The sequence below is a fragment of the Ruegeria sp. CDSA246 genome (genome assembly GCF_059611225.1).
Genome location: NZ_JBXWPD010000015.1, coordinates 74787 through 100646 on the forward strand (window position 1 = coordinate 74787; position 25860 = coordinate 100646).

The window sequence follows — 25860 nt, forward strand, 5'->3', positions numbered from 1 at the left end:
TTCCCTAGCTCAAAGCCCCGGATCAACGTTTGATGTTTGTGGTTTCCTGCAGCATCTCGTCGACGGTCTGGATCACTTTGGCGCTTGACGAAAATGCCCGTTGCGTCTGGATCATTGATGTCAGTTCAGTTGCAACATCTGTCGTCGATTCTTCGCGCGCAAAGGACACCAGATCGCCCGTTGGCCCATCGCCCGCGTTCCAAAGGAAGAACGTTCCGCTGTCGTGGGATGGGGCATAGGTCTGATTATCCAACGCCGTTAGCCCATTCGGGTTGGGAACATCGACAAGCGGAATCTGGTACACGCGCCGGCTAACACCGCTGTCGTATTGCGCGTAGACATACCCGTTTTCATCCACTTTCACGCCTGTCATCGTTGCAACGGGGGCACCGTCGCGCGTGATCGATACGGGGGCAAATGTATCCGACAGCTGGGTAATTCCATCTTTGTCGCCAATCTGACCGATATTAATCTCCATCGGCCCGCCATCCACGTTCACCACAAAACTGCCATTTGCCGGATCGTAAGCACCACCCGAAATGGTGGTCACGCTGGCCAGCGTGCCGCCTGCGGTTCGGCTGTCGGTGAAGGTCAGGCGGTACTCTCCGATCACCGCACCGCCAGATGCGGTATCGCGCAGTGTCATCGTCCATTCATTGCTGGAGCCCGTACCGGGCACGGTCGGGACCAATTCAATATTCACGGATTCCGATTTTCCGAGGTTGTCAAAATACTCAACAGACAAAGGCTGTGCGTCACCCGGTGCGCCGGCATCCGTCGCCGTAGCCGGAAGGTTCATGCGAAGGTTCATGCTTGTGGTCGGTGAACCGGTTAGTTGGTTGACGCTGAGTTTGACGGGTTCCAGCGCAGCTGCCGTATCCCTTGGCACATTAGGGATCGATCCGTCCGGGCCAGCGGGCCAACCCAACAAAACAAGCCCCGATTGCGTCACCAGATGACCCTGCTCATTGGTGCGGAACGAGCCAGTTGTGGTCAGAAGCATCTCATTCGAGTTTGACGCCACCTGAGAGCTGGGTCGCACGGGCAGCAGGCCACGGCCGCGCACTGCCAAATCGGTTGAATTGTTCGTTGTGACCAGCGATCCACGCTGGTCGATCATGCGTTGACTCGTGGTTCTGACGCCGCCTGCCGAATAGCTTCCACCCTGACCGGAGGTGACCATCGAGTGAAAGTCGGTCTCAACCCGTTTGTAGCCAAAGGTGGACGAGTTGGCGATATTGTCAGAGATGGTCGCCAGCCGGTTCGCGTTGGCCTTCAAAGCGGCCACACCGGCATTCAGCGAAGAGGAAATTGTCATTGGCACGCCCTTCTGTTGCGTCAAAACGTGATGCAACAGCTAACGTGCTGGCCCTTAACAGCACGCTAACAGGTAAAATGCGTTCTATCCTTTTGGGTCTAGGGCGTGCGCAGGAAAATGATCTCGATCCGGTTGTTGCGAACCGCCATTGGGTTTTTTGCCGTCAACTCGCGGTCCGCGTGGCCCGTGACCCGATCCAGCCTTTCGGCGGACAAACCCTTGCCTTGCAGCATCTGACGCGCTGCCTGCGCGCGGGCCGTCGACAGATCCCAGGCCGGGTTTTGCGCCAGGACAACCGGCGACGCACGCACATGTCCTTCGACGGCGACTGCATTCTGCACCAGGTCCGAAGACCGCGCCACCAGCAACGCCAGTGCGCGCATCATGGCGGTGGGCTTATCGGTCCCCGATTCGAACAGCGGCTGATCCTCGGTATCGAACAGTTCGACAACCAAACCTTCATCTGTGACCCGCGTGACGATGTGTTTCAGGACCTTGTCCGAGACCAGGCTTTCACCGGTGCGCCCCAAAAGCTTGGCTTCAAGCGTCGAGAAATCCTCAAGGTTTTCCTTGCCGCCCTCGGCGTTCACGCCAACCGAACCACGCGCCTGCCGCGCAACGGTTGGGCTTTTCTGGCTGGCACCCGAGCCGTCCATCACCATGGTTTTTTCCGAGAACATATTGTTGCCACCAAAGGCCCCGCCCCCGCCGCCTGACACCGGGTTCACGGGGATTGTCGGAGAAAAGTAATCCGCCAGTCCTTTGCGTTGTTTTTCCGTCGTTGCATTCAGCAGCCACATCAACATGAAGAACGCCATCATGGCCGTGACAAAGTCGGCATATGCGACTTTCCACGCGCCACCGTGGTGACCATCGCCACCGGACACACGTTTCTTCTTGATGATGATTGGCGCCGCATTGGATTGCGCACCCATCTCCACCACCTTTTTATCACCCGATACCGAGGTATCAGCGCAGGTCTTAAGGCAGGCTTAACGTTTAAAACTGTCGAGATATCTCTACTGAGCCAAAACGGTTCCTGCCCTACGCAGGATCAGCTGCAGGTGGTTGAAGCTGTTCTGGATGTCTTCCGTTTCGGGTTTGGCAAAAAAGCCGTCCAGGTCATCATGAACACGCACCGCTTGATCGAGAAGTGGGTCCGCGCCCTCGGAGTAAAGCCCGGCCCTGATCATAACTTCGGATTGCTCATAGCTGCCAACCAGTCGGCGGGTTTGGGATATCAACAGGTTCTCTTCCGCCGTGGCCGCACTCGGCAGGCTGCGCGAGACCGAGCGGCTCAGGTCAATGGCCGGAAACCGGCCGCGTTCGGCGATCTCACGGCTCAGGACAATGTGGCCGTCCAGAACGCCACGCAGGATATCGGCAATGGGTTCATCCATATCAGATCCTGCAACCAGAACGCTGAACACTGCTGTGATGTCGCCCTGCTCTTCCGTGCCTGTCCCGGCCCGCTCGCACAGGGCGGCAATTAAAGGGGTTACAGAAGGGGGAAATCCGCGCAGCGAAGGCCGTTCGCCCATAGCCACGGCAATCTCACGATGCGCCTCGGCAAACCGAGTGACCGAATCCGCCAGAAACAGCACGTTCAGACCCTGATTGCGCAGGTATTCTGCCACCGACATCGCGGACCAGGCACATCGGCGGCGGGCCAAGGCGGACTGATCAGACGTTGCGGCCACAACGACTGACCGCTTCATTACCTCGGAACCCAGTGCATGTTCGACAAACTCGTTGACCTCGCGCCCACGCTCACCCACCAGCGCGACGACGACTGCATCCGCCTGCATAGATCGCGCCAGAGTTGCCAGCAAAGTGGACTTTCCCACGCCCGAACCTGCAAACAAACCAACGCGCTGTCCCTGAACCAATGGCAGCGTGGTGTTCAGCATAGCAAGACCAGTTTCCATTCGGCCACCCAGAGGTTTGCGATCGACTGCCGCTGGCGGGGATCGAATGATGTCGTACGTTTGGATGCCCTGCAGCAGCGGTTTTCCGTCCAGCGGCTGACCGAACGGGTCAATCACCCGTCCCAACCAGTGCATACCCGGCGCAAAGGCGGGTGTTTGCAGCAGAATCACCCTGTCGCCAAGGCAGACCCCGTCTGGTGCCATGGCGGGCAGCACGTGGATCATATCCGATTCGACACGTAGAACTTCGCCTGCCAGATCCGGCCCATTGCGTCGGCGTAAAGTCACATGATCCCCGATCCGGGCATGGGTTTCGAGGCCCTCAACCTCTATGACCCCGCGCGCGACACTGGCCACTCGTCCCATATGGTGCATGGCAGTAAGGCGGTCGAATTCGCATTTCAAAAGCATCGGGTCAAGATCGGACATCGTGGGTTCTCCAACGGTTTCTGAAAACGGTTTTTAAAGGAATCGGGGTTAAGCCTTGATTGAAATTGATCGAGGGAGAAGCCCCGATGTTCTATGACCTGAACGTCTTTAAGACCGCGTACGCAATGGCAACCCATGCCGGGCAACGGCAATCCGTCATTGCACGAAACATGGCCAATGCGGATACGCCAGGCTACCAGCCCCGCGATATCGAGGATTTTCAGAAAGCCTTCGAAAGCTCGGGTCGTGAGGTCGCCATGACTGCGACGCGGGCGGGTCACCTCAACGGTATTGGCGGCCCAAAACCTTGGGCTGAGATTGAAGCCTCGCCTTCGGGTGACCCAAATGGCAATGGCGTTTCTGTCGAGGAAGAGATGCTAAAAGGCGTTGAGGTCAAGCGTCAGCATGACCGTGCCCTGGCGATCTACAAATCTTCAATGAACATTCTGCGCAGCAGCGTCGGCCGGGCATAAGGGGGCCATAGGATGAGTGACTTTTCCCATTCTCTGACGGCCTCTGCCAGCGCCTTGCGCGCACAGGCCGCGCGTTTGCGCCATGTGTCCGAAAACATCTCGAACGCGGATACGCCGGGTTATCGGCGCAAGACGGTTCCGTTTGAGGCCGTGAACAAAGGCGGCAACGAAATGGTGCAGGCTGGGCGGGTCAAGCTGGACCGCCGCGCGCTGTTTCGCATTTACGACCCAAGTCATCCGATGGCCGATGACACGGGTCACTATCGTGGCTCGAACGTCGATCTGATGATCGAGATCGCCGACGCCCGCGAGGCGCAACGCAGTTACGAAGCCAACCTAAAGATGTTCGATCAGACTCGTCAGATGTCGTCGAGCCTGATGGACCTTCTTAGAAAATAAAGGACACCAAAATGGATATCCGAGCAATCAATGCGGCCCAGAGTTATGCGGGCGCGCGCCCCGCAACGCAAGCTGACCCAGACCATGCCGGAATGGCCCAGGGGCTGCGGGCAGGGTTTCAGGACTTTGCCGCGACGCTGAAACAGTCCGAGCAGATGTCGCAGGCCGCAATGACCGGGCAGGCCGATCCGCATGCATTGGTGCAGGCGCTGGCGCAGACCGAACTGGCGGTGGAAACAGCTGTGATCGTGCGCAACAAGGTGGTCGAGGCTTACCAGGAAATCCTGCGGATGCCGGTCTGACGCAATGCTCAGCGAAGGTCTGTTCTATGACATCGTACGTCAGGCGCTTTGGGTCGCGGTCATCACCTCGGTTCCGATCCTGGCGGTGGCGCTGGTTTCGGGCCTGATCGTTGGCCTGTTCCAGGCGCTGACCTCGGTGCAGGAGATGACGCTGACCTTCGTGCCCAAGCTGATCGCCATCGTCATCGTGTTCTGGATCTCAATGGGCTTCATGACCCAGACGCTGGTCACGTTCTTCGCAGGAACACTGATCCCTTTAATCGCAGAAGGTCGCTGATGGATACCGCCTATGTCACCCTGTCCCGGCAATCGGGTCTGATGAACGAAATGCGCCTGGTGGCGAACAATATCGCCAATGCCAACACCACCGGCTACCGCGCGCAAGGTTTGGTTTTCTCGGAATTCGTACGCGATATGTCCGGAAACCCGTCCCTGTCCATGAGCCGCGCCGAAGTGCGCAATACGTCGCTGCAGCAAGGCGTGCTGACCGAAACCGGAGGGCAGTTCGACTTCGCCATCGAAGGGGATGGGTTCTTTATGGTTGAATCCCCCGCGGGCAACCGTCTGACCCGAGCTGGTGCGTTCTCATCCAACGCGGACGGAGATCTGGTGACAATGGACGGGCACCGTGTGCTGGATAGCAATGGCGCGCCCGTTTTTATCCCGCCGGACGCGGCAACCATTGATGTCGGCAGCGACGGTACGCTGAGTGTCGACGGGCAATTGCTGGGACAAATCGGTGTTTACCGCGTTGCCGATCCCAAAACACTGGTGCGCGAAGGCAGCACGCAGTTTCGGGCCGAGGGCGATATTGAACCAGTCGAAGAACCTGTGGTCGTTCACCGTTTTCTCGAAGGATCGAATGTGAATGCCATCGCCCAGGTCTCGCGCATGGTCGAGATCCAGCGCGCCTATGAATTGGGGCAGAGCTTTCTGGAGGCCGAAGACGAACGTGTGCGCGGTGCGCTCAAGGCGCTGATGCGCTGATTTGTACAAGGAGAATTTGACATGCGGGCTTTAAAAATCGCGGCGACGGGAATGACGGCGCAACAGATGCGAGTCGAGACGATCTCGAACAACCTTGCGAATATGAACACCACGGGTTTCAACGCAAGGCGCGCCGAATTCGCCGATCTGCACTATCAGCAGATGGCACGAGCAGGCGCGGTCAATGCCAATGACGGTACGGTTTTGCCAACAGGTATCCAGTTAGGTCTTGGGGTTCGCCCGGCGGCGGTGACCGTGCAGCTATCGCAGGGTGCTTTGTCAGCCACCGGAAGCGATCTGGACATCGCCATCGAAGGGCGCGGTTATCTGGAAGTGACGCTGCCCAACGGCCAGTCCGGCTATACCCGCGATGGCAGCCTGAAACGATCAGCCGAGGGGCTGATCGTAACATCGGACGGGTTTGCCGTAGCGCCCGAGATCACCATTCCCGACGATGCGCGGTCGATCTCGATTAACCCCGCGGGTGAAGTTTACGCCTATTTCGATGACGCGCCAGAGGGGCAACTGCTGGGAGAGTTCACTTTGGCCAGTTTTTCCAACGCCAAGGGGCTCGAGGCGATTGGCAGCAACCTGTTCAAAGAAACCGAAGCTTCGGGCGCGCCCGTGGTTGGCGCACCCGGAGAGGATGGGATGGGCACGCTGCGGCAGGGCTATCTCGAGGACAGTTCGGTCGATGCGGTGCGCGAGGTTACCGAACTGATTGAGGCACAGCGAGGATATGAAATGAATGCCAAGGTCATATCCGCCGTCGATCAGATGATGGGCGCAACGACGCAGGTGCGGTGATGCGGGCTCTGAGTTTTGTTCTGGCCTTGACGGCTCCGATCCCGGCAATGGCTGAAATTGTGGTGTCGAAACGCACCATTCGGGCCAAGGAAATCATTTCAGCCACTGACCTGGAAACCAAGGATCAGATGGTTCCAAACGCGGTGAGCAATGTGGACTTTCTTGTTGGGCAAGAGGCGCGCGTCGCCCTCTACCCCGGGCGTCCTATTCGTGAGGGCGATTTCGGTCCGCCTGCAATTGTGGATCGAAACGATCTTGTCGTTCTTGTTTTTGACCGCCGCCCCCTGTCCATCACCGCCGAGGGTCGCGCGTTGGGCCGTGGCGCGGTCGGGGATCGAATCCGGGTCATGAACCTGTCGTCACGCACAACCGTAACCGGACGTATCCGGTCGAACGGCCAGATCGAGGTAAAATGATGTCAGTACTTCCTAAAACTCTGTTGGTTGCCGTTCTCACCTTGTCGGGCTGTGGCCGTGTGGATCACCTTGGCAAACCACCAAGCTTTACGTCCAATGATGAGTCGCCGGAACATGTGGCGATGCTTTGGCCCGGCTTGCCTTTGCATACGCAGCCGGCGCGCAGTGTCGACAAATCCTCGCTTTGGAGCGGTGGTCAGCAGTCTCTGCTGGGAGATCAGCGCGCGATCAAGAAAGGGGACATCATGACGGTCGTGATCGAGCTGGACGAAAAGGCCGAGATATCGAATGACACCAACCGATCCCGTAGCGGCTCGGAAAGTCTTGAGGTGCCGGGGCTGTTTGGCTTACCGCAACGCGCGGCCGAGCACCTGCCAAATGGCGCATCCCTGGACGAAGCCGTGTCGATCGATTCCTCGTCGACCAGCAAAGGCAAAGGATCAGTGAAGCGAAAAGAAAAGCTGACATTGCGGGTGGCCGCGACCGTGATTGATGTTTTGCCAAACGGTGTGCTTTCGATCTCGGGCTCGCAGGAATTGCGCGTCAACTTTGAACTGCGTGAGCTTTTGGTCGCGGGCTATGTGCGCCCTCAGGATATCTCGCGTCAGAATGAGATTACCTACGACAAGATCGCGTCGGCGCGTGTGTCTTACGGTGGTCGCGGTCAGATCACTGACGTTCAGCAGCCCCGTTACGGGCAGCAAATTCTGGATTCCATTCTACCATTCTGAGGGGAGGGAGTGATGAAAATACTGATCCCGGTCGCCCTTCTTTTCGCGGGCTTGGTTGGCGGCATCGCGGCAGGCGTGTTTCTGGCCCCTTCGGACAATAAGGCAGAAATTGCCAAAGATATGAACGTCGAGTCAAAACAACACAAGACTAAGAAGAAAGACCCGAATGCCACGGCAAAAAAATCCGGCAAAGCGGACAAAAAGGAAGGTTCAGGTACCTATGAATATCTGAAGCTGACCAAGCAATTTGTTGTTCCGATCGTGGAATCTGATCGGATTGCAGCACTTGTCACCATGTCGCTAAGCCTTGAGGTCACACCTGGAATGGCCGAGCCGTTCTATGCCTCGGAACCCAAGCTGCGTGACCGCTTTTTACAGGTGCTGTTCGACCACGCCAATACCGGTGGTTTTGACGGGAACTTCACCCGCTCGGATAACCTGGCCGTCTTACGCCAGGCGCTGCTGGATGAGGCGCGCAAGGATTTAGGGGACGATGTCTCAAAGGTTCTGATCATGAGTGTGAACCGTCAGGATACGTGACGGGTCGGCCGGCCCTGGTTAGATCACGGGCAAATCCTTATTGGGTTTTTTGCATAAATTGGAAACCGCCTGCTTGCGCCCGAATGCGACGCGCAGATTCGTAAGGGCTGTCAGCTTTTGTGCTCGTAACCGCGCAAGCTGCATGTTGAGCTGCCTGCGTGTCGCCGATTCCCACCCGTTCCAAAGAGCATCCGTTCCGGTAATACGGTAACCTTCCGCAGACGCTGTCTCTTGCCGGGTTTGTTGGACTTGGGCGTCAAGTCGGGCCAATTGTTGTTGTACCCGTGCCTCGGCCTCGAGCAACGGGCGCAGGGATTGGAATTCTCGCTGAAACGCGGCTTCGGTAACTTTTGCCAGATCCTGTAGCTGCTTGCGGTTCATCAGATCTGCTCCTTCGCCCGTTTGCGCATCGCCTCGGCAAACCGAATAGCGGCGGCAACGGGGCGATAATGCTCTTCCGAGACCTCCTGCCCGATCTCAACAGTGGCGTGCAGCGCACGTGCCGTTGGCGGATCGGGATGGATCGGGACGCCAGACGCCCCGGCGGCCTCGCGGATCGCGGCGGCCACGGAATCCACGCCCTTGGCCACGCAAACAGGTGCCGATCCGGCGGTTCGGGACCATTTCAGTGCGACGGAAAAATGGGTCGGGTTGACGATCACGACATCGGCTTTTGGCACCTTGGCCATCATTTGATTGGTTGCGATATCCTGGGCGCGCTGACGACGTTGCTGTTTTACATGCGGGTCGCCTTCGGCATCTTTGGTCTCATCCTGGATTTCCTTGCGCGACATCCGGTTCTTGCGCATGTGTTCGGCGTATTGCCAGATGTAGTCGACCACACCGATGGTCAGAGCCACCGCAATGACGATGAACATGAACCGAAACAGCAGATTCATCATAAGCATCACTGAAGACTGGGCTTGAGTCGCGCTTGCAGACAGAATCTCGCTGAGGTTGGCCCGCAGGAAAAGCGCCAGGCATGTGCAGTAAATCACCAGTTTTGCAAAGCTCTTGGCAAATTCGAACAAGCCGCTGCGCCCGAATTTGTTCTTGGCATTGGACGGTATCGAAATGCGCGACATCTTGGGTTTCAGCTTGGTGGGCGCAAAAACCAGCGCACGTTGCGAAATCAGGCTGAGCAGGACGGCGGCGGCGGGCAGGCCAAACAGGATCGAAACAGACAATGCAGCCGTCTGCAGCATCCCCCCGACGGGGCTGGACGCCGAACCTGTTGTCAGCAGTTGGCCAAAATCATCTGCCTGATCAATCAACACGACAAACAACGTTCCCATGTTGCGCACCGCGAATTGCCCCGCAGCAAGCATAGCAACCAGCAAACCGACATAGGCCGCCACAACGTTCAGGTCGTTGGACTTGGCGATTTCCCCTTTTTCGCGCGCCTTCTGCAGCTTTTGCGGTGTCGCCTCAAAGGACTTGTCACTGTCGTCGTCCTGATCGCTCATCTTTTGACCTCAAGCGGGTTCACAATGAAGGCGAACAGGGCATCGGACCACACTGACAAAATCAAAGGGATGCCAGCAAACAGCAGAAACAAACCCGCGAAGGTGATCGCGGGGGCACCGACAAAGGCCACCATCAACTGAGGCATCGCCCGGTTTATGACCCCAAGCGCAAGGTTATAGATCAGCGACGCGATGACGAAGGGCATGGCCAGGCTGAACGCTAGACCAAAACTGCGCGCGATGTGTTTCACGCCCCATTGCGACATATCCGGTGCCAGCGGAGCAACGCCCATTGGAAACAGCGTGTAGCTGTGGATCAGAAATTGCGCGACGCGGATGTGCAAGCCTAGCAGAACCGCCAATGTCAGACCTGCGAGTGTCAACAGATATCCCATTGCAGGAACAGGATCGACAGCGGCCCCGCCCAGAATCTGCGACAGAGATGTCGATTGTGCCGCGATGGACCCCGCAGTTTGCAAGGCAAGCACGAACAGGCGCAGTCCAATGCCCAGTGCCAGCCCGACAAGTGTTTCGGAGCCAATCATCCGCGCCAAAGGCAATAACCCTTGCCCGTGGTCGGGCGCTGGAACGGCGGGCGTCACGATCAGTGTAAATGCCGCGGCGATCCCCAGCTTGACGCGGGTTGGAATGCTGCGTTCCCCGAAGGCGGGTAATAGCGATACCAGCGCCGACACGCGCAGGAAGACGGCAAAGAGGTGCCACAGACCATCTGCCAGTTCCGGCAGCAACGCTGGAGGCACGGCGATCATGCGGGTATCGTTCCGACCAACGCGGGTCTGGCCTCGAGCCCGATTTCCTCAAAGGACAGGACCGGATTCGACACCCCCCGCGCCTGCATGATCGTGCGCAGCAACCGACGCCGACGAGTTGAGGTTACGACTGCCGGAAATACCCCGTGATCGGCGGATTGCGAGACGGCTTCGACGACACCATCTGCCAGTTTGTTGAACAGGTTCGGCGGCAGGGCGACATCCAATCCGGCGTTGGGCGCGTCGATCTGGTACGAGGCAAACGTGTCTTCCCATTCAGGCGAAAGCTGGATCAGCGGAATGGAACCGTCTCCCCGCTTCATGTCAGCAACCAACTGGAATCCCAATCTTTGCCGGACCAGTTCGCAAATCCCTTCGGGTTGCGCCGTCGTCAAGCGCGCCTCGGCCACAGTTTCAAGGATCAGGGCCATGTTACGGATCGAGACTTTTTCCTCCAGCAGCAGGCGCAAAACAGAATGTAACGTGTCGATTGGCACCTTGTCCGGGATCAGCTCGTCCAGCAGCTTGCGGTTCGCTTCGGCCCGAACCGGATCGCTTAGCCGTGTCATCTCGGACAGCAGGCGGCGCAGGCATTTCAAAGTCAGCAGCCGCGCGAAGTTCTGTTTGATGATCTCAAGCAGATGTGTCGCCAAAATCTCGGGGGGAGAAACGATGGTCGCGCCGCTCAGCGCCGCGGCTTCCTGATCCTTTGGTAGAATCCAGCGCGCCGGAGCGCCATAAACAGGTTCGGTCACATCATTGCCTTCAGGCAGCATGTCATGGCCGTCCTGCACCAGCGCCAGTACCAGATCAGGGTTGAGAACACCGCGTGCCTGTTCGACCCCCTGTACCTTGATCACATAGGTTCCCAGTGGCAGTTCCGCCCGGTCTGTCAGGCGAATGTCAGGCAGGATCAGTCCAAAGCCTGAGGCGACATATGTGCGCATATTGGCAATTCGTGCGTCCAGCCCGGTGCCGGGGTTGAGAACCATGCTGACAAGATCAGGGGCGAATTCCAGGTGAACATCATCCAGATCCAGAATGTCCCCGATGGCTTGGGAAACCGGGGTCTCATCCTGCGTCGAGGGCGCATGTTCCGCGTCGGCCTCGGCCTTCTGTTTGCGGTGCACCGAATAGGCCGCATAGCCCAGAACGCCTGCGCCAAGGATGAAGGGCAAAAAGGGCAGGCCGGGCACCAACGCAAATAACACCATCAGCATCGCCACTGTGCCCAGCGCCGCAGGGTGGCGCCCCAGTTGGGAGAAGATCGCGCTGTCGGTCGCACCCTGGGTTCCGCCCCGCGCCAGCAAAAGTGCCGAAGCGATCGAGATGATCACGGCGGGAATTTGCGAGACCAGTCCGTCGCCAACAGTCAGAATGGCATAGGTCTCAAACGCGGCAGAGATGGGCATTCCCTGCACGATCACGCCCATAATCAGGCCCATCACAAGGTTCAGAAGCGTGATCAACAGCCCGGCAACCGCATCACCTTTGACGAATTTCGAGGCCCCGTCGAGCGAGCCGAAGAACGTGGTTTCCTGTTGTTCACGTTCGCGGCGCTCTTTCGCTTGTTGATGATCAATGGCCCCGGCGGACATGTCGCTGTCGATGGCCAGCTGTTTGCCGGGCATTCCGTCCAGAGCAAATCGCGCGCCGACTTCGGCCATGCGGGCCGCGCCCTTGGTGATGACCATAAAATTCACGATCAGCAGCACACCAAACACGACAAGGCCCAGAAAGATGCTGCCGCCCATGACGAAGTTCGCAAAGCCTTCGATCACATCTCCGGCTGCGTTAGGGCCGGTATGCCCCTGACCGATGATCAGCTTGGTCGAGGACACGTTCAGCGACAGTCGCAGCATCAGCGAGGCCAGCAGGATGGTTGGGAATGACGAAAAATCCAGCGGGCGTTCGATGAACAACGTCAGTGTGAAGATCAGAATCGCCAGCGCGAATGAGGCGGACAGGCCAACATCCAGAACCCATGCGGGCATAGGCAGGATCATCATTACGATGACAGTCATCAACGCCAGCGCCAGCAGCACGGTCGGAGAGAAAAGCGAACGGGCGTCGATCTTGGGCACACAAAGCTCCTAGTTGAACTGTATGAAGGCCGTCGCGGCACCAGCCACCGGTACTAGCGATCCCATCGCGCCAGTGTTGGCAGGCTCTGCCCGACGTGGAATTAATGGATCGGCAGCCCCGGTAAACGGATCGCGCGTCGCAAATGCGTTTGGAGTTTGCTGATCCAACTGAGCCAGAACGGTTTGAAAACGCGCCACATAGGCGTTCGCCAAAGCGGGTGTGCGCGAGTGATAGGCCCCGGCGGCAGCTTTCCACGAGCCCAGCTCGGCATATAGATCTTTCAGAAACCGCGCGGCATATGTGGCGTTTTCATCTGGGTCGAACATGGCGTCGATCGAGCGGAACGCCTTGCCGTGCCAACGGTAATTGATCTGGAAGCACCCGATATCAAAGCTGCGTTTGCCTGCTTTGAAGATGTCGAACACATATGATTTTGCCTCGAACTCTGAGGTGAACCAAATGCCCTTTCCTTCAACATTGATCGTCCAGGGCCAGGGTTGCAGTGCCCCGTCAGCTGTGCGGCCCGTTTCAACGCGGACAATGGCGCGCATGACATCTTGTGGCACACCTTCGGACCGGGCGGCGCGCTGGGCGGCGTGGTCGCAGATGCGGGCTGTTCGGGTGTTGGGCATGGCAAAACCCTGCGGCGCAGCCAACAGCGTCACCAAGGTCAGTCCTAAGATCGTTCGATATGGCATTCTGCCGGTCCGGGATTCTGATCAGTCCGGGCCAAGCTAGCTGTGTCAGGGTTTACAGAGGGTTATCGGCCGCTCAGTTTCGGTCGATCCGGCGGCCGAACACGACACTGGTGTTGGTTCGCAAAACCCCGGGGATCTTTGCCAATTCGTCGACCAGAATGTCCAGATCCTCGATCCTGGGGGCTTCGGCGGACAGCAGCAGGTCGAATTCCCCATTGATCGACAGGCAGAGTTTGACCTCGGGATAAGTTTCCAGCCGCTTGATAATACGTTTGGTCTCTTTTTGCTGAACCTCAAGCAAGACAACGACCTGAACGCGCGGGGCGTCTTCGGGCTCGCTCAGAACCACCGAATACCCGGCAATCACGCCGCGTTCTTCCATCCGTTGGATGCGTTCATGCACGGTGGTCCGGGCCACACCGAGTTTCGCCGCGATCTTAGTCGTAGATTCGCGGGCGTTGTGCTGCAGGGCTGTGATGATGCGGCGGTCAAGCTGATCCATAGGGCCAAGGTGTAGTGCAAATACCTTGGGATGCTCAAGGTTTGTCAGCGTGTTCGCCCGACGTGATTTTCTGCCTGGAGCGCGGCCAGATCAGAAGCGCAACACCAAGCCCCAAAAGGGCCGCCACAGTCATCCAGATCAATGTCTGTTCGGTTCCTTTGGTGGTCATCAGCCACCCGGCCATCGGGTACAGTACCAGCCAGCAGGCATGGGACAGGGTGAACTGCGCGGCGAAAACTGCTGGTCGGTCTTCCGGGCGGGCCGTGCGTGTCAGCAGACGGCCGGAGGGTGTCAGAGTGGCTGAATAGCCAAAGCCAGCACCTGCCCATAACACTGCGAGCCCCCACAAAGTCATCTGGGTCGAGGCGAACAACCCCGCTGCAACGGCCATCGTAAGTGTCCCGAATGCTGCACCAGCCAGCATAACGCTGCGATCCTCGTAGTTGTTCAGAAGAGACGGCAGGATGAAGGCCGCCACCATCGAGCCGCCCCCATACCCGGCCAATGCTACGGCCACAGCGCTTTCCGACAGCCCAAGATCAGCGCGCACGATTACGACAGTGTTGACGATAACCATCGCGCTGACTGACGCGGCCGTCCAGGTCAACGCCAGCAAGCCGCGCAACCGTGTCGTACCAAGGTATAGGCGGATGCCACGGGTCGTCCGGTCGTAAATCCCCCTCCGTTTCGTCGGTTTGGGCGAAGGCAGGGCGACCGACACGACAAGGATTGCCGATGCAATGAACCCAAAGCTTGTGCCCCAGAACAGGCTGTCGAAGCTCATGATCAACAACAGCGCTGCAGCCAGAGCGGGACTGAGCAGGCTTTCGAGGTCATAGGCCAGCCGGGACAGCGAGAGGGCTTTGGTATAGTCCTGCTCATCTGTCAGAACATCCGGGATCGTTGCCTGAAAGGCAGGGGTGAAACCGGCAGAGGCCGATTGCAGCAGGAAGATCAACACATAGATCTGCCAGATCTCGGTTACGAACGGCAGACAAAGCGCAACGGCGGCACGCACCAGATCTAGCACCACCAACATTTTGCGTCGGTCCAGCCGTTCCGCAAACGCAGCGGCGAGCGGGGCGACAACCACGTAGGCCACCATCTTGATGGTCAGGGCGGTTCCCAGAACCATACCTGCCGCGTCACCGGCCAAATCAAAGGCGAGCAACCCCAAGGCAACCGTCGCCAGCCCGGTTCCCATCAACGCAACCACCTGAGCCGCCAGTAAATGCCGATAGACACGGTTCTTCAGGACGCTCAGCATCGGTCAGAGGTACTTTGTGATGGTTTTGAAGTCTTCCACGTCCGGGTCTTTGGCTGCGGTGGTTGGTGACAGGCAATGATCAATATGATCGTGGATCAAGGCCCGTTTGGCGTTGGTAATCGCCTTTTCAACCGCAAAAAGCTGCTGTGCGATGTCGGTGCAGGGCTCTTGATCTTCGAGCATGGATATGACCCTGGCCAAATGTCCGTGCGCCCGTTTCAAACGCGCATGGATCTGCGGGTGCGACTCGTGTTTGTGCTGTGTCATGTAATAACCCTATCCCCCCCATAGGGATATGGTCAACGTATCGTACGGGTCCCTGCCGCACTGTTATGGATGGCGTTGAGTTTAGCGACCAAACCTCCTATCTCGGGGACGATACCGGACAAAGGACAAGCCCCGTGGCAAATCATCTTTACAAAAACGACCTGCCGGACGGGTTGGATATGGGCCCTGTTGTGGCCATCGACTGCGAGACCATGGGTCTGAATCCGCATCGGGACCGGCTGTGCGTGATCCAGATGTCAGGCGGCGACGGAAACAGCCACATCGTCCAGGTCGAAAAGGGGCAGACCGAGGCCCCGAACCTGTGTGCGATGCTGGAAAACCCCGACGTGCTGAAACTGTTCCACTTTGGGCGTTTCGATATCGCTGCGATGTACCACGCGTTTGGCGCGCTGGCGGCTCCGGTCTATTGCACCAAGATCGCCAGCCGGTTGGTGCGAACCTATACGGATCGCCACGGGCTGAAGAACCTGTGTCAGGAGTTGATCGGTGTCGATATCTCCAAACAGCAACAAATGAGCGACTGGGGCGCCGAAGCCCTGACAAATGCGCAGCTGGATTATGCGGCTTCGGACGTACTGTACCTGCATCAGCTGCGCGAGGCGTTGGACGGGCGCTTGGCCCGCGAAGGCCGCACCGAAATGGCGCAGGCCTGTTTTGAATTCCTGCCGATGCGTGCGAAACTGGACCTCGCCGGTTGGCCCGAAACGGATATTTTTGCGCACTCATGACCGATACCGAAGCATTCCTGAGAACCGCACGTCAGGTCATCACCGACGAAGCCCGCGCGTTGGACGTGCTGGCCGAAAGCCTGAATGAAGATTTTGCTGATGCTGTGCAGATGATCCTGCATGCTCCGGGCCGCATCATCATCAGCGGTATCGGCAAATCGGGTCATATTGGCCACAAGATTGCCGCCACGCTGGCCAGCACCGGCACGCCGGCCTATTTCGTACACCCTGCCGAGGCCAGCCATGGCGATCTGGGCATGGTGTCGAAAGGCGATGTGGTTCTGGCCATCTCAAACTCGGGCGAAGCGCCGGAACTGGTCAATCTGCTGGCCTTTACCCGCCGCTTTGGCATTCCGTTGATCGGCTTGTCCAGCAAACCGGAAAGCACGCTAATGACGCAGGCGGATGTGCATCTGCTGATCCCGTCGCTGGGCGAGGCTTGCGGTTTTGGCATGGTGCCCTCGATCTCGACCACTTTGACCTTGGCGATGGGGGACGCGCTGGCCATTGCGTTGATGAAGTACCGTGATTTCAAGCCCGAGGACTTCCGCGCCTTCCACCCCGGCGGCAAGCTGGGCGCGCAGCTTTCAAAGGTGCGGGATTTGATGCACGCCGATCTGCCAGTTGTGTCTGAGGGTACCCCAATGAGCGAGGCGCTGCTGGTCATGAGCCAGAAAAGCTTTGGCGTTGTCGGCGTGACGGATGAGACGGGCCGCCTGATTGGCATCGTGACTGACGGCGATTTGCGCCGGAATATGGACGGCCTTCTGGACAAGACCACCAAAGAGGTCATGACCACCAATCCGCTGACCATTTCCCCGAATGCAATGGCGGAAGAGGCGGTGGCGATCATGAACGACCGCAAGATCACTTCGCTGTTCGTGGTAGACCCCGAGACACAGGGCCCAGCCGAGGGGCTGTTGCATATCCACGACTGCCTGCGCGTCGGATTGGGCTAAGCGGAGGGTAGTGCGGTGGACGGACACTCACGCAGGGTACAGTTCTTCAAGGTGGTGCTGCCACTGGTGGCTATCGCTATGCTGTCGACCGTGTTCCTACTGTCGCGCAGCATCGAAACCAATGTGTCCGTGCCCTTCAACCAGCAGGATATCGATGAACGTTTGGCGGATCAGGTGGTGACGCAGCCCAACTACCAAGGAACAACCCGCAAGGGTGAAGACGTTCAAATCGAGGCAAGCCGGGCAACGCAGGGTACTGAGGGCGAAGCGCCAACAGCGGCCGAGTTTCGGGGTCGTTTTGGCCTGCTGAATGGCGGCGTGATCACTTTGGATTCCAACTCTGGCATGATCCGTCCGGACAAGAATACGGCTACCTTTGTCGGGGATGTGGTTATAACAACAACGGACGGCATCGTCGTCACAACGGATCTGTTGAACACCGCGCTGGACGAAATTCAGGGCGACACGCCCGGTCAGGTCGACGGAACCGGTATTATTGGTGATTTTACTGCGGGCAGAATGACTTTTGGGACTGAAAAAAAAGATGGACCGGTCCATATTATTTTTACAGATGGCGTGAAGTTGGTGTATGAGCCTCAAAAAGCAGAAAGATAACCTGTGTTCTATTTTCGATTAGCCCTTGTAAGCGCTGCTCTGGTAACTGGTGCGATCTCTGCGACAGCGCAGGAAACTCAGGTTGCTTTCGGTTCGGCCAATGCCGACCCAAGCCTGCCGGTCGAGGTAACCTCGGAAAAGCTGAACGTAAATCAGGAAGACGGCTCGGCCGAGTTTCTGGGGAACGTGATCGTCATTCAGGGCGAAATGCGCCTGACGGCGGAACGCGTGCTAGTCATTTATAACGAAGACCGTTCAGGCATCGAACGGATGGAAGCGACCGAAGATGTGATTCTGGTCAGCCCTCCGGATGCGGCCGAAGGCGACTGGGCGGAATACACCATCGATTCAGGTGAGATCGTCATGAAGGGCAACGTTCTACTGTTGCAGGGTCCAAGCACGATCAGCGGCGACCAGATGAACGCCAACCTGACCACCGGCAAAGCGACGATGACCGGCAACGTGAAGACCATCCTGCAGCAGGGGGCCAACTGATGGCTCAGCCAAACCTGACGGTAGCCGAAGGCGCGTCTGGCCTGAAAATCGAAAAACTTCGCAAGTCGTACCGAAAAAAGACGGTGATACGCGACGTTTCCATGACCTTGGGTCGATCCGAGGTGGTGGCGCTGTTGGGTCCGAACGGGTCAGGCAAGACCACCACATTCTACTCGGTCGCGGGACTTGTGTTTCCTGAGGCCGGCACTGTTACGATTGACGGTCAGGTTGTCACAACGCTGCCTATGTATCGCCGTGCGCGACTTGGGATCGGATATCTGCCGCAAGAGATGTCGATTTTCCGTGGCATGAGTGTCGAGGACAATATCGCCGCCGTTCTGGATATTACCGTCAACCATGCTCACCGCCGAAAGGAGCGGCTGGAAGAACTGTTGTCCGATTTCTCGATCGAACACCTGCGCCGCGCACCCGCGCTGGCCTTGTCGGGCGGTGAACGCCGCAGGGTCGAGATCGCGCGCTGTTTGGCAGCAGACCCGAAATATCTGTTGTTGGATGAACCCTTTGCAGGTGTCGACCCGATCAGCGTCGGGGATATTCGCCATCTGGTTGCGGACCTGAAAAAGCGTGGAATCGGCGTGTTGATCACCGATCACAACGTGCGCGAAACACTAGAGATCGTGGATCGTGCCTACATCCTGCATGACGGTCAGGTCCTGATGTCCGGCACACCCGACGAAGTGGTGGAAAACGAAAACGTGCGCCGGGTCTACCTGGGCGAAAACTTCCGTATTTCATAAGCTTGCGCAGATTTTCGCCAGGCGCATGGCGGAAATCACGTATATACACGCCTGTTTTGATTGACTCTCCCGCCGTCTCTTGCCTCAATTGGACTATGGCATTTCTTCGGTTCCCGACTGGATCACGACGTCCCTTCCTGGAAGGGGGGCCGGTGCGGTTACCGCAGGATTTGCCGATGTCCCCCACCCGATAAAAACAAGCGCGTCGCATTACGTGACGTCAGAAATGGGTGTGAATTGTGAAGGAGATCACATGCGTTACCAAATCAGCGGAAAACAGATCGACATCGGTGCGGCCCTGCAGACTCATGTGCAGACCGAACTGGGCGAGGTCGTGGGCAAATATGCCCAACGTCCGACAGATGCCAACGTCGTCTTTTCCCGTTCAGCGCATGAATATGTATGCGAAACCACAGTGCATCTTTCCACTGGTCTGACCGCTCAGGCCAAGGCACACGCAACCGAGATTTACGCGGCGTTTGAGGGATGCTGCGACAAGATGGAAACGCAACTGCGCCGTTATAAGCGCCGACTGAAAGACCACCACAAGGATCGGTCCGAGCCTGTTGAACTCTTCGGAGCGTCGTCTTATATCCTCGCCTCTGACGAATCGGAGACGGCTGACGAGCCCGATACTCTGCAGCCCATGATCGTGGCTGAGATGGAAACCAAGATCCCATCGCTGAGTGTTGGAGAGGCGGTCATGCAGATGGAACTTGCCGGTGCGCCGGTGTTGGTGTTCCGGAACGAAAACAAGGACGGATTGAATGTCGTGTACCGTCGCGAAGATGGTAATATCGGCTGGATTGATCCGTAACAGGCAAGACTAGCAAGGCACGCCCCTGCAATTGCAGGGGCCCCGCCGTGGAGCGTGATGATGGAGCTTTCGAGCATATTAAAGCCCGAAGCAGTACGTGTGTTGTCCGCCGCTTCTAGTAAGAAGCGGTTGTTTCAGGAAATTGGAGATGTTGCCGCCGGAACTTTGCATCTGGATGCGCAGACTGTCGTCGATTGCTTGTTGGAGCGCGAAAGCCTTGGACCGACCGGGGTTGGACACGGTGTCGCCTTGCCACACGCTCGGCTGACAGATCTGGACTCTGTTTCGGGTGTGTTTGTAATGCTTGAAAAACCGATTGATTTTGGATCGGTCGACCGGCAGCCGGTGGACATCGCTTTTGCACTGTTTGCGCCGGAAGAGGCGGGTGTCGATCACCTTAAGGCGCTTGCGCTGGTGTCACGTACACTGCGTGATACGTCTGTTTGCACAAAGCTGCGGGCCAACCCTGATCCGGTCAAGCTTTACGCGATTCTGACCGAAGCGCAGTCCATGCAGGCCGCCTGACCTTGCTGAAATAAAAAAGCCCCCGAAAGGTGGGGGCTTTTTTCTTCGAGGCGGCTTTTGGTTACCCGCCTGCTCCCATTTCCAGCGTCCACCAGATTTTCCCGCCACTTTCCTGATGCCAAGAAAAGCCCATTTGTGAGGCTTTCGGGTCCATGATCACGGCTCGGGGGCCAGGTTCCTGCATCCAGGCGGCCAAGGTTTCGGTTTCGGTCTCATAGGTTTCCGAAATCGCCTCACCCAGGAAAGTTCCGTAATAACCAACGCGTTGCGCGCGATCTATGGGCGACGATCCGTCCGAACCGAAGTGCCATGGGCGGTTCTGGCGCGCCATGTCCTTAGAGTGGGTCGCGGCCGCGGCATTCAGCTGCGAGTTCAGCTGCACCGCCTGTAAACCCTGAGCCTGGCGCAAGGCATTTACCGAATCCAGCATACGGAACTGGAGCTTTTCGGGGTTGCCGCGGATTTTGTAGACCGACGGCAGTGGACGGCCATCCGATCCGTAAGTTGGGGTGCTGCTTGGGGTACATGCAGCCAGCGCAACAAAGCAAAGAAACAGTAATGTGATAATACGCGTCATGATCGACCTGATTATTGTGTCGACATACGGCATAGCGCGCCATGCAGCCTTCGGCAAACCTGCAATGGCTGATTCTTGCATGTTTCTGCCGGTTTGATTTGCGATTGACGCATTCTGGCAATAAAATACGTGAAAATTTCAGGACAACTTTCGCAAAGGACCGGTCACTATGGTCAAGAAACCCATTCATTCATCTAGCCGCCGAGCATTTCTGGCCGGCGCTTCGGCCTTGTTGGCATCGCCGGCGATTGCCCAGTACGTTCCTGGTGACCCACTGCGCCCAGCCCCCGAGGCCGAGCCAGACGTGCGTCGCAATGTCTCGGGGTTCCGCGCCCTGGATTGGCAGCCTTATTTCTCGAATACGAGAAATGGGGCCATTCTGGTCGATACGGTGTCCCGAGCGCTGCATTATTGGTCAGATGATCAATCTGTATACAAACTCTACCCCTCATCCGTTCCGCTGACCGAAGAATTGACCCGCCGGGGCCGCACCAGCGTCATCCGCAAAGTTGAGGGTCCCAGTTGGTCGCCGACACCTTCTATGAAGAAACGAAATCCCGAATGGCCGGACCATATTCCACCGGGCCCTGATAACCCATTGGGAACACATGCTTTATACCTGAGTTGGAAATACTACCGGATTCACGGAACGCATGACACGCGCAAAATCGGTCGCCGGTCGTCGAACGGATGCATCGGCCTGTTCAACGAAGATATCGCTGAACTGTTCTCGATGGCGAAGGTCGGCACGCAAGTGTTGCTAATATGACGACATTTTCGCGCACGAACCCGCTTGTGGCTCAAGTTGCAATTGCATTCCAGCCATATAGCTGATTAGAAAAAAACCACGAGGTAAGTCTTAGGTGTGCGGATCCGATTGATGGAGCCGTGCAAACTCTGGAGGTTAATATGAAAAAACTCGTTCTCGCCGCTGCATTTACTGCTGCTGCTTCGACCGCTTATGCCGGTAACCTGGAAGAGCCGGTTGTTGAAGCACCGGTTGTTGTAGAGGAAACTCAGGGTTCGTCGCAGGGTATCATCCTGCCGCTGGTCCTGCTGGTCGTAGTTGCCGCAGCTGTTGCAGCAAGCTAATTTGACGAGCTAAATCTAGAGAAAAGGCGGTGGAGTGATCCACCGCCTTTTTTCATATTTATTTGGTGGGAATCGGTCAGTCGAGCCAGCCCTTTAGATTGTCTTCGATTACCTTGCCCAGTGCGCCAATGTGCGAATCATCGTCATTGAGGCAGGGGATATAGGTAAAGGTCTGACCGCCAGCCTCTTCAAAGCTTTCCTTGATCTCTTCGTTGATCTCTTCAAGCGTCTCGATGCAATCGGCGGAAAACGCGGGCGCTATCACGGCGATGTTCTTCTTTCCCTGCCGCGCCAGATCAGCCACGTGATCCACGGTATAGGGTTTCAGCCATTCCTCGGGACCGAATCGCGATTGGAAGGTTGAGACCAGCTGATCGTCCGACCAGCCCAGCCGTTCCTTCAGCAATCGGCTCGTTTTCGCGCATTGGCAATGATAGGGGTCGCCCTGCTGCAAATAGCGCTCTGGCATGCCGTGATAAGAACAAACCAAGATATCCGGTTTGGTCTCCAGCGCGGAATAGGCTTTTTCCACTGACCCGGCCAAAGCGTCGATATAAGCAGGCTCGTCGAAGTAGGCTGAAACGGTGCGAGACGCAGGTTGCCAGGCTTCGTCCATCAGCGCGCGGAAGAACTGATCATTGGCTGTTGCAGTCGTCGCGCCCGCATATTGCGGGTAGAGCGGGAAGAATAGGATGCGGTCGCAGCCTGCGGCAACCATCTCACGCACTTTGGATTTGGTCGAAGGGTTACCATAGCGCATGCAGAAATCGACCATCACCTGATCGCCATAACGTTCCTGCATTGCGTCTCGCAACTTGGCTGTCTGGTCCTTGGTGATCGTCATAAGCGGGCTTTCGCCCTTGTCGTGGTTCCAGATCGACTTGTAGGCCTCACCCGAGCTGAACGGGCGCTTGGACAGGATGATGCCTTGCAGAATCGGCTGCCACTTCCACTTGGGATAGTCGATTACGCGCTGGTCCGACAAAAACTCATTCAGATACCGGCGCATCGGCCAATAGCTGTAGTCATCCGGCGTACCGAGATTGGCCAGCAGAATGCCGACGCGGCCCATTTTGACCTTTGGATGGTCTGCGGCGGCATGATCGGGGCGAGTGGCGTCAAACATCTGTTGCTTCCTGAGATTTCTCTGTACTGGCCTGAGATAACCGGAAAAGCCCGGTCGTCAATTGGACAGTTTACCTTCTTTTGTGCCCAGCGCATCCGCAAGCCGGGCTTTGGCTGATCCGGGGCGCAATGGTTTCTGTTGGCTGTCATCGGGAGACCAGCCGGTCAGGCAGATCAATTCATAGGTGGCGGCCAACCGCCCCCCGGGCGTTGAGAAGTTGTCGGCATAGACCTGCTGTGCGCGCGTAAAAACCTGTCGCTTGGTGGGTTGTTTCATGCGCCCGGACAGGCTGTTGGTCTCACCCATGGCGCGCAGGTCATGCATCAGGTGCAGTATGTCGCGGTATTCCGCCGTCAGGCGCGCGGTGTCGGCGACCGGCAGCGCAAACCCCGCCCGTTGCAGCAACCCGCCAAGATCGCGCAGCTCGGCCATCGGGACGATACGGGGGCTGAGGCCTCCGGTCACTTCGATTTCGGCCTGTCCCAGTGCGGCGCGCAGCTCGTGCAGTGTTTCACCGCCCAGACACACAACCAACAGCAACCCGTCGGGGCGCAGAGCACGGCGACATTGGATCAGTTGCCCAACAGGATCATTGGCCCAATGCAGCGCCATGGCGTGGATGACCAAATCATGCGCACCGGGGGTCAGATCCAGAACCTCATCATCCGCAACGATCCGCGTCCCGGGCAGCACGTCCTGCCAGATATGAGCAAATGGCGTCACGATCGCCGGGGCCGTAAAGGTTTTGTTAACCATGGAGAGCCGATCCTGCACTTCGTCCACAGCGGCACGATGCAGGAACAGGGCCTCATCCTTCGCGCGGGCGCGGTGCTGGGTAAGGACCTGGCGATCAAACAAAGAGGGTGTATTGGACTCAGGCAGTTTCATAGGGCGCAATTATCGCATGTGGCACCGGATTCAAACCGCTGTCGCGCTGATCTATCCGCCGCGCTGTCTGGGATGCGGGGACCTGACCGAATCGGATTTCGGGCTGTGTGGGCCCTGCTGGCGCGAGACGCTCTTTATCGGTGGAGTTGTTTGCGAAAGCTGCGGGGTGCCGTTACCGGGGGTTTCAGACGGTCACCGGATTGAGTGCGACGATTGCTTGGCTGCGCCGCGCCCCTGGCAAGATGGGCGTTCGGCCCTTTTGTACGATGGCAAAGCGCGGTCGCTGGTGCTGGCCTTGAAACATGGTGACAGGCCCGAACTGGCGCGCCCCGCCGCACGCTGGCTGGCGCGGGCCGGGCAAGAGATGTTCCGCGAAGGGATGCTGCTTGCGCCGGTGCCTTTACACTGGTCCCGGTTGTTGAAACGCCGGTACAACCAGTCCGCCCTACTGGCGCAGCACCTTGGGAAAGAGGCAGGGCTTGAGGTGTGCCCGGACCTTTTGCTTCGCCACCGAAAGACGCCTGTTCTGGATGGCAAAACAGCGGCAGAGCGGGCTGAAGTCCTTAAAAGCGCGATCATCGCCCATCCAAAGCGGCAAGACCGCTTGCGGGGCCGCGATATCCTGCTGGTGGATGATGTGATGACGTCCGGCGCAACACTGGCGGCTTGCGCGCGTGTCTGCCTTGCATCCGGAGCAAATCATATTTCCGTGTTGACCCTAGCGCGCGTTGCCAAGGATGCCTAATTCGCCCAAGATTATGCGAAACGCGAAGGTACGGAATATGAAACCGGTAGAAATCTACACCTCGCCGCTCTGCGGCTTTTGTCACGCGGCCAAACGCTTGCTGAAACAGAAAGGCGTCGAATTCAAGGAAGTCGACGTGCTGATGCACCCCAAGCGCAAGCCCGAGATGATCCAGCGCGCCGGTGGCAAACGAACCGTGCCACAAATCTTTATCGGTGCGCAGCACGTGGGCGGCTGTGACGAACTGTATGAGTTGGAGCGTCAGGGCAAGCTGGATCGCCTGCTCGCAGCTTGATGAAGACCGCGCTGCTGCAAATCACCTCGTCGGATGATCCGGCCGAAAATCTGGACAGGGTGCGCGCCATGATGGCCGAGGCTGCGGAACAAGGCGCGCGGTTCATCCTGACGCCCGAGGTGACGAATTGCGTGTCCACCAGCACCACGCGGCAGCGCGAAGTCTTGCAGCACGAAGAAGATGACCAATCGCTGGCCGGCCTGCGGGATAAGGCCGCTGCGCTGGGTGTCTGGCTGCTGATCGGGTCTTTGGCGATCAAAACCCATGATGCAGACGGTCGGTTTGCCAACCGGTCCTTCATGATCGACCCGCAGGGGCAGATCGTGGCGCGGTACGACAAGATACACATGTTCGACGTGCAGGTCACCGAAACCGAGACCTTCCGCGAATCCAAAAATTACCGCCCCGGCGACAAGGCGGTGATTGCCGACACCGATTTTGGCAAGGTTGGCATGACCGTATGCTATGACGTCCGGTTTCCCGCACTCTACGCGGCACTGGCGCAAGCAGGGGCGCGAATCCTGACGGTTCCGGCCGCGTTTTCGCCGGTCACAGGCGCGGCCCATTGGGAATCGTTGCTGCGCGCCCGGGCGATTGAGACCGGCTGTTGGGTTCTGGCCCCCGCACAAACTGGCGAACACCCTAAAACCCGCGGCAAGACACGCTATACCTATGGCCACAGCATGGTTGTCGCCCCCTGGGGCGAGGTCGTCATCGACGCAGGGACCGATCCGGGCATTCACATTTTCGATTTGCGTGATAGTTCTGTGTCTGAGGCGCGCCGACGGGTGCCCTCACTTACTCACACCCGTCGCTTTGACGGACCCTGATCCA

35 protein-coding genes are annotated in these 25860 nt (G+C 57.9%); 21 read left to right on the forward strand and 14 right to left on the reverse strand.

All coding sequences use genetic code 11. The annotated features are described in order from the left end of the window. Positions 1-22 precede the first annotated feature (22 nt). The 3 genes from AC2FI9_RS18200 to AC2FI9_RS18210 all read right to left on the reverse strand — a co-directional run bounded on the left by AC2FI9_RS18200 (position 23) and on the right by AC2FI9_RS18210 (position 3657). Positions 23-1318 (reverse strand): flagellar hook protein FlgE, encoded by a 1296-nt coding sequence (locus AC2FI9_RS18200; RefSeq protein ID WP_496769609.1) that lies wholly within the window; start codon positions 1316-1318, stop codon positions 23-25. Positions 1319-1416: 98 nt separating this feature from the next. Continuing rightward, positions 1417-2253, reverse strand: coding sequence for a flagellar motor protein MotB (locus tag AC2FI9_RS18205; protein WP_496769610.1), 837 nt, complete (start codon positions 2251-2253; stop codon positions 1417-1419). Between the two features lie 84 nt (positions 2254-2337). Beyond that, positions 2338-3657, reverse strand: a complete 1320-nt coding sequence (locus AC2FI9_RS18210; RefSeq protein ID WP_496769691.1) for a FliI/YscN family ATPase — start codon at positions 3655-3657, stop codon at positions 2338-2340. Between the two features lie 104 nt (positions 3658-3761). Here AC2FI9_RS18210 and AC2FI9_RS18215 point away from each other — a divergent pair, with 104 nt between their 5' ends. Genes AC2FI9_RS18215 through AC2FI9_RS18255 form a run of 9 tightly spaced genes read left to right on the forward strand, consistent with a single transcriptional unit; the run spans position 3762 to position 8330 of the window. Beyond that, on the forward strand, positions 3762-4148 hold the full coding sequence (locus AC2FI9_RS18215; protein ID WP_496769612.1) for a FlgB family protein: 387 nt from the start codon (positions 3762-3764) through the stop codon (positions 4146-4148). A gap of 12 nt (positions 4149-4160) precedes the next feature. Beyond that, positions 4161-4547 (forward strand): flagellar basal body rod protein FlgC, encoded by a 387-nt coding sequence (gene flgC / locus AC2FI9_RS18220; RefSeq protein WP_496769614.1) that lies wholly within the window; start codon positions 4161-4163, stop codon positions 4545-4547. Between the two features lie 11 nt (positions 4548-4558). Next, complete coding sequence (fliE, locus tag AC2FI9_RS18225) at positions 4559-4849, forward strand: flagellar hook-basal body complex protein FliE (RefSeq protein ID WP_113789169.1); 291 nt, start codon at positions 4559-4561, stop codon at positions 4847-4849. Positions 4850-4853: 4 nt separating this feature from the next. Further along, positions 4854-5126 carry a flagellar biosynthetic protein FliQ gene (locus AC2FI9_RS18230; RefSeq protein WP_496769616.1) on the forward strand — a complete coding sequence of 91 codons (273 nt, stop codon included), beginning with the start codon at positions 4854-4856 and terminating at the stop codon, positions 5124-5126. After that, positions 5126-5836: a flagellar hook-basal body complex protein gene (locus tag AC2FI9_RS18235; RefSeq protein ID WP_496769618.1), complete on the forward strand. Its 711-nt coding sequence runs from the start codon at positions 5126-5128 to the stop codon at positions 5834-5836. The genes AC2FI9_RS18230 and AC2FI9_RS18235 overlap by 1 nt, the downstream gene beginning before the upstream one ends. Positions 5837-5857: 21 nt before the next feature. Continuing rightward, positions 5858-6643, forward strand: coding sequence for a flagellar basal-body rod protein FlgG (gene flgG, locus AC2FI9_RS18240; RefSeq protein ID WP_496769620.1), 786 nt, complete (start codon positions 5858-5860; stop codon positions 6641-6643). Further along, on the forward strand, positions 6643-7059 hold the full coding sequence (gene flgA, locus AC2FI9_RS18245; RefSeq protein WP_496769622.1) for a flagellar basal body P-ring formation chaperone FlgA: 417 nt from the start codon (positions 6643-6645) through the stop codon (positions 7057-7059). The genes flgG and flgA overlap by 1 nt, the downstream gene beginning before the upstream one ends. Next, positions 7059-7790: a flagellar basal body L-ring protein FlgH gene (flgH, locus tag AC2FI9_RS18250; RefSeq protein ID WP_496769625.1), complete on the forward strand. Its 732-nt coding sequence runs from the start codon at positions 7059-7061 to the stop codon at positions 7788-7790. Before flgA ends, flgH begins: the two co-directional genes overlap by 1 nt. Before the next feature lie 12 nt (positions 7791-7802). After that, positions 7803-8330, forward strand: coding sequence for a flagellar basal body-associated FliL family protein (locus AC2FI9_RS18255; RefSeq protein ID WP_496769627.1), 528 nt, complete (start codon positions 7803-7805; stop codon positions 8328-8330). An 18-nt stretch (positions 8331-8348) separates the two neighbouring features. On the opposite strand, the gene AC2FI9_RS18260 is transcribed toward AC2FI9_RS18255, so the two are convergent. The 8 genes from AC2FI9_RS18260 to AC2FI9_RS18295 form a co-directional block, all read right to left on the reverse strand. Then, a complete protein-coding gene (locus tag AC2FI9_RS18260; RefSeq protein ID WP_496769629.1) occupies positions 8349-8711 on the reverse strand; it encodes a hypothetical protein in 363 nt (120 codons plus the stop codon). After that, positions 8711-9796 (reverse strand): flagellar type III secretion system protein FlhB, encoded by a 1086-nt coding sequence (gene flhB, locus AC2FI9_RS18265; RefSeq protein WP_496769631.1) that lies wholly within the window; start codon positions 9794-9796, stop codon positions 8711-8713. Before flhB ends, AC2FI9_RS18260 begins: the two co-directional genes overlap by 1 nt. After that, complete coding sequence (locus tag AC2FI9_RS18270) at positions 9793-10566, reverse strand: flagellar biosynthetic protein FliR (protein ID WP_496769633.1); 774 nt, start codon at positions 10564-10566, stop codon at positions 9793-9795. Before AC2FI9_RS18270 ends, flhB begins: the two co-directional genes overlap by 4 nt. After that, complete coding sequence (gene flhA / locus AC2FI9_RS18275; RefSeq protein ID WP_496769635.1) at positions 10563-12650, reverse strand: flagellar biosynthesis protein FlhA; 2088 nt, start codon at positions 12648-12650, stop codon at positions 10563-10565. The genes AC2FI9_RS18270 and flhA overlap by 4 nt, the downstream gene beginning before the upstream one ends. A gap of 9 nt (positions 12651-12659) precedes the next feature. Further along, positions 12660-13349, reverse strand: coding sequence for a lytic transglycosylase domain-containing protein (locus tag AC2FI9_RS18280; protein WP_496769637.1), 690 nt, complete (start codon positions 13347-13349; stop codon positions 12660-12662). 73 nt (positions 13350-13422) lie between these two features. After that, positions 13423-13851, reverse strand: coding sequence for an Lrp/AsnC family transcriptional regulator (locus AC2FI9_RS18285; protein WP_109311283.1), 429 nt, complete (start codon positions 13849-13851; stop codon positions 13423-13425). Between the two features lie 34 nt (positions 13852-13885). Further along, positions 13886-15118 (reverse strand): MFS transporter, encoded by a 1233-nt coding sequence (locus AC2FI9_RS18290; RefSeq protein WP_496769639.1) that lies wholly within the window; start codon positions 15116-15118, stop codon positions 13886-13888. Positions 15119-15121: 3 nt separating this feature from the next. Continuing rightward, a complete protein-coding gene (locus AC2FI9_RS18295; RefSeq protein ID WP_496769641.1) occupies positions 15122-15385 on the reverse strand; it encodes a metal-sensing transcriptional repressor in 264 nt (87 codons plus the stop codon). A gap of 134 nt (positions 15386-15519) precedes the next feature. On the opposite strand from AC2FI9_RS18295, the gene AC2FI9_RS18300 reads away from it, so the two are divergent. From AC2FI9_RS18300 to AC2FI9_RS18330, 7 genes are all read left to right on the forward strand, one after another. Then, positions 15520-16134, forward strand: a complete 615-nt coding sequence (locus tag AC2FI9_RS18300) for a ribonuclease D (protein ID WP_496726685.1) — start codon at positions 15520-15522, stop codon at positions 16132-16134. Next, complete coding sequence (locus AC2FI9_RS18305) at positions 16131-17093, forward strand: KpsF/GutQ family sugar-phosphate isomerase (RefSeq protein WP_496769643.1); 963 nt, start codon at positions 16131-16133, stop codon at positions 17091-17093. Before AC2FI9_RS18300 ends, AC2FI9_RS18305 begins: the two co-directional genes overlap by 4 nt. A 15-nt stretch (positions 17094-17108) precedes the next feature. Next, complete coding sequence (lptC, locus tag AC2FI9_RS18310; RefSeq protein ID WP_058272998.1) at positions 17109-17708, forward strand: LPS export ABC transporter periplasmic protein LptC; 600 nt, start codon at positions 17109-17111, stop codon at positions 17706-17708. Positions 17709-17711: 3 nt separating this feature from the next. Continuing rightward, complete coding sequence (locus AC2FI9_RS18315) at positions 17712-18203, forward strand: LptA/OstA family protein (protein ID WP_058272997.1); 492 nt, start codon at positions 17712-17714, stop codon at positions 18201-18203. Further along, complete coding sequence (lptB, locus tag AC2FI9_RS18320; protein WP_058272996.1) at positions 18203-18961, forward strand: LPS export ABC transporter ATP-binding protein; 759 nt, start codon at positions 18203-18205, stop codon at positions 18959-18961. The genes AC2FI9_RS18315 and lptB overlap by 1 nt, the downstream gene beginning before the upstream one ends. A 253-nt stretch (positions 18962-19214) precedes the next feature. Continuing rightward, positions 19215-19778: a ribosome hibernation-promoting factor, HPF/YfiA family gene (hpf, locus tag AC2FI9_RS18325; protein ID WP_058273067.1), complete on the forward strand. Its 564-nt coding sequence runs from the start codon at positions 19215-19217 to the stop codon at positions 19776-19778. 60 nt (positions 19779-19838) lie between these two features. Continuing rightward, positions 19839-20303 (forward strand): PTS sugar transporter subunit IIA, encoded by a 465-nt coding sequence (locus tag AC2FI9_RS18330; RefSeq protein WP_058273066.1) that lies wholly within the window; start codon positions 19839-19841, stop codon positions 20301-20303. Positions 20304-20364: 61 nt separating this feature from the next. Here AC2FI9_RS18330 and dalA read toward each other — a convergent pair whose 3' ends face one another. Further along, entirely contained in the window at positions 20365-20880 is a 516-nt protein-coding gene (dalA, locus tag AC2FI9_RS18335) for a divisome-associated lipoprotein DalA (protein WP_058276578.1), read from the reverse strand. A gap of 169 nt (positions 20881-21049) precedes the next feature. On the opposite strand from dalA, the gene AC2FI9_RS18340 reads away from it, so the two are divergent. Both AC2FI9_RS18340 and AC2FI9_RS18345 read left to right on the forward strand, forming a co-directional pair. After that, on the forward strand, positions 21050-21649 hold the full coding sequence (locus tag AC2FI9_RS18340; protein WP_496736884.1) for a L,D-transpeptidase: 600 nt from the start codon (positions 21050-21052) through the stop codon (positions 21647-21649). A 140-nt stretch (positions 21650-21789) separates the two neighbouring features. Beyond that, positions 21790-21972 (forward strand): hypothetical protein, encoded by a 183-nt coding sequence (locus AC2FI9_RS18345; protein WP_496726682.1) that lies wholly within the window; start codon positions 21790-21792, stop codon positions 21970-21972. A 76-nt stretch (positions 21973-22048) separates the two neighbouring features. On the opposite strand, the gene hemH is transcribed toward AC2FI9_RS18345, so the two are convergent. After that, positions 22049-23098: a ferrochelatase gene (hemH, locus tag AC2FI9_RS18350; protein WP_496769646.1), complete on the reverse strand. Its 1050-nt coding sequence runs from the start codon at positions 23096-23098 to the stop codon at positions 22049-22051. Positions 23099-23155: 57 nt separating this feature from the next. Beyond that, the gene (locus AC2FI9_RS18355; protein WP_496769648.1) at positions 23156-23986 is read right to left on the reverse strand and encodes a methyltransferase domain-containing protein; all 831 of its coding nucleotides are present in this window, start codon (positions 23984-23986) and stop codon (positions 23156-23158) included. Between the two features lie 16 nt (positions 23987-24002). Here AC2FI9_RS18355 and AC2FI9_RS18360 point away from each other — a divergent pair, with 16 nt between their 5' ends. Genes AC2FI9_RS18360 through AC2FI9_RS18370 form a run of 3 tightly spaced genes read left to right on the forward strand, consistent with a single transcriptional unit; the run spans position 24003 to position 25856 of the window. Then, complete coding sequence (locus AC2FI9_RS18360; RefSeq protein WP_496769650.1) at positions 24003-24731, forward strand: ComF family protein; 729 nt, start codon at positions 24003-24005, stop codon at positions 24729-24731. Between the two features lie 37 nt (positions 24732-24768). After that, on the forward strand, positions 24769-25026 hold the full coding sequence (gene grxC / locus AC2FI9_RS18365; RefSeq protein ID WP_108861637.1) for a glutaredoxin 3: 258 nt from the start codon (positions 24769-24771) through the stop codon (positions 25024-25026). Further along, entirely contained in the window at positions 25026-25856 is an 831-nt protein-coding gene (locus AC2FI9_RS18370) for a carbon-nitrogen hydrolase family protein (protein WP_496769652.1), read from the forward strand. Before grxC ends, AC2FI9_RS18370 begins: the two co-directional genes overlap by 1 nt. The last annotated feature ends 4 nt before the right edge of the window (positions 25857-25860 follow it).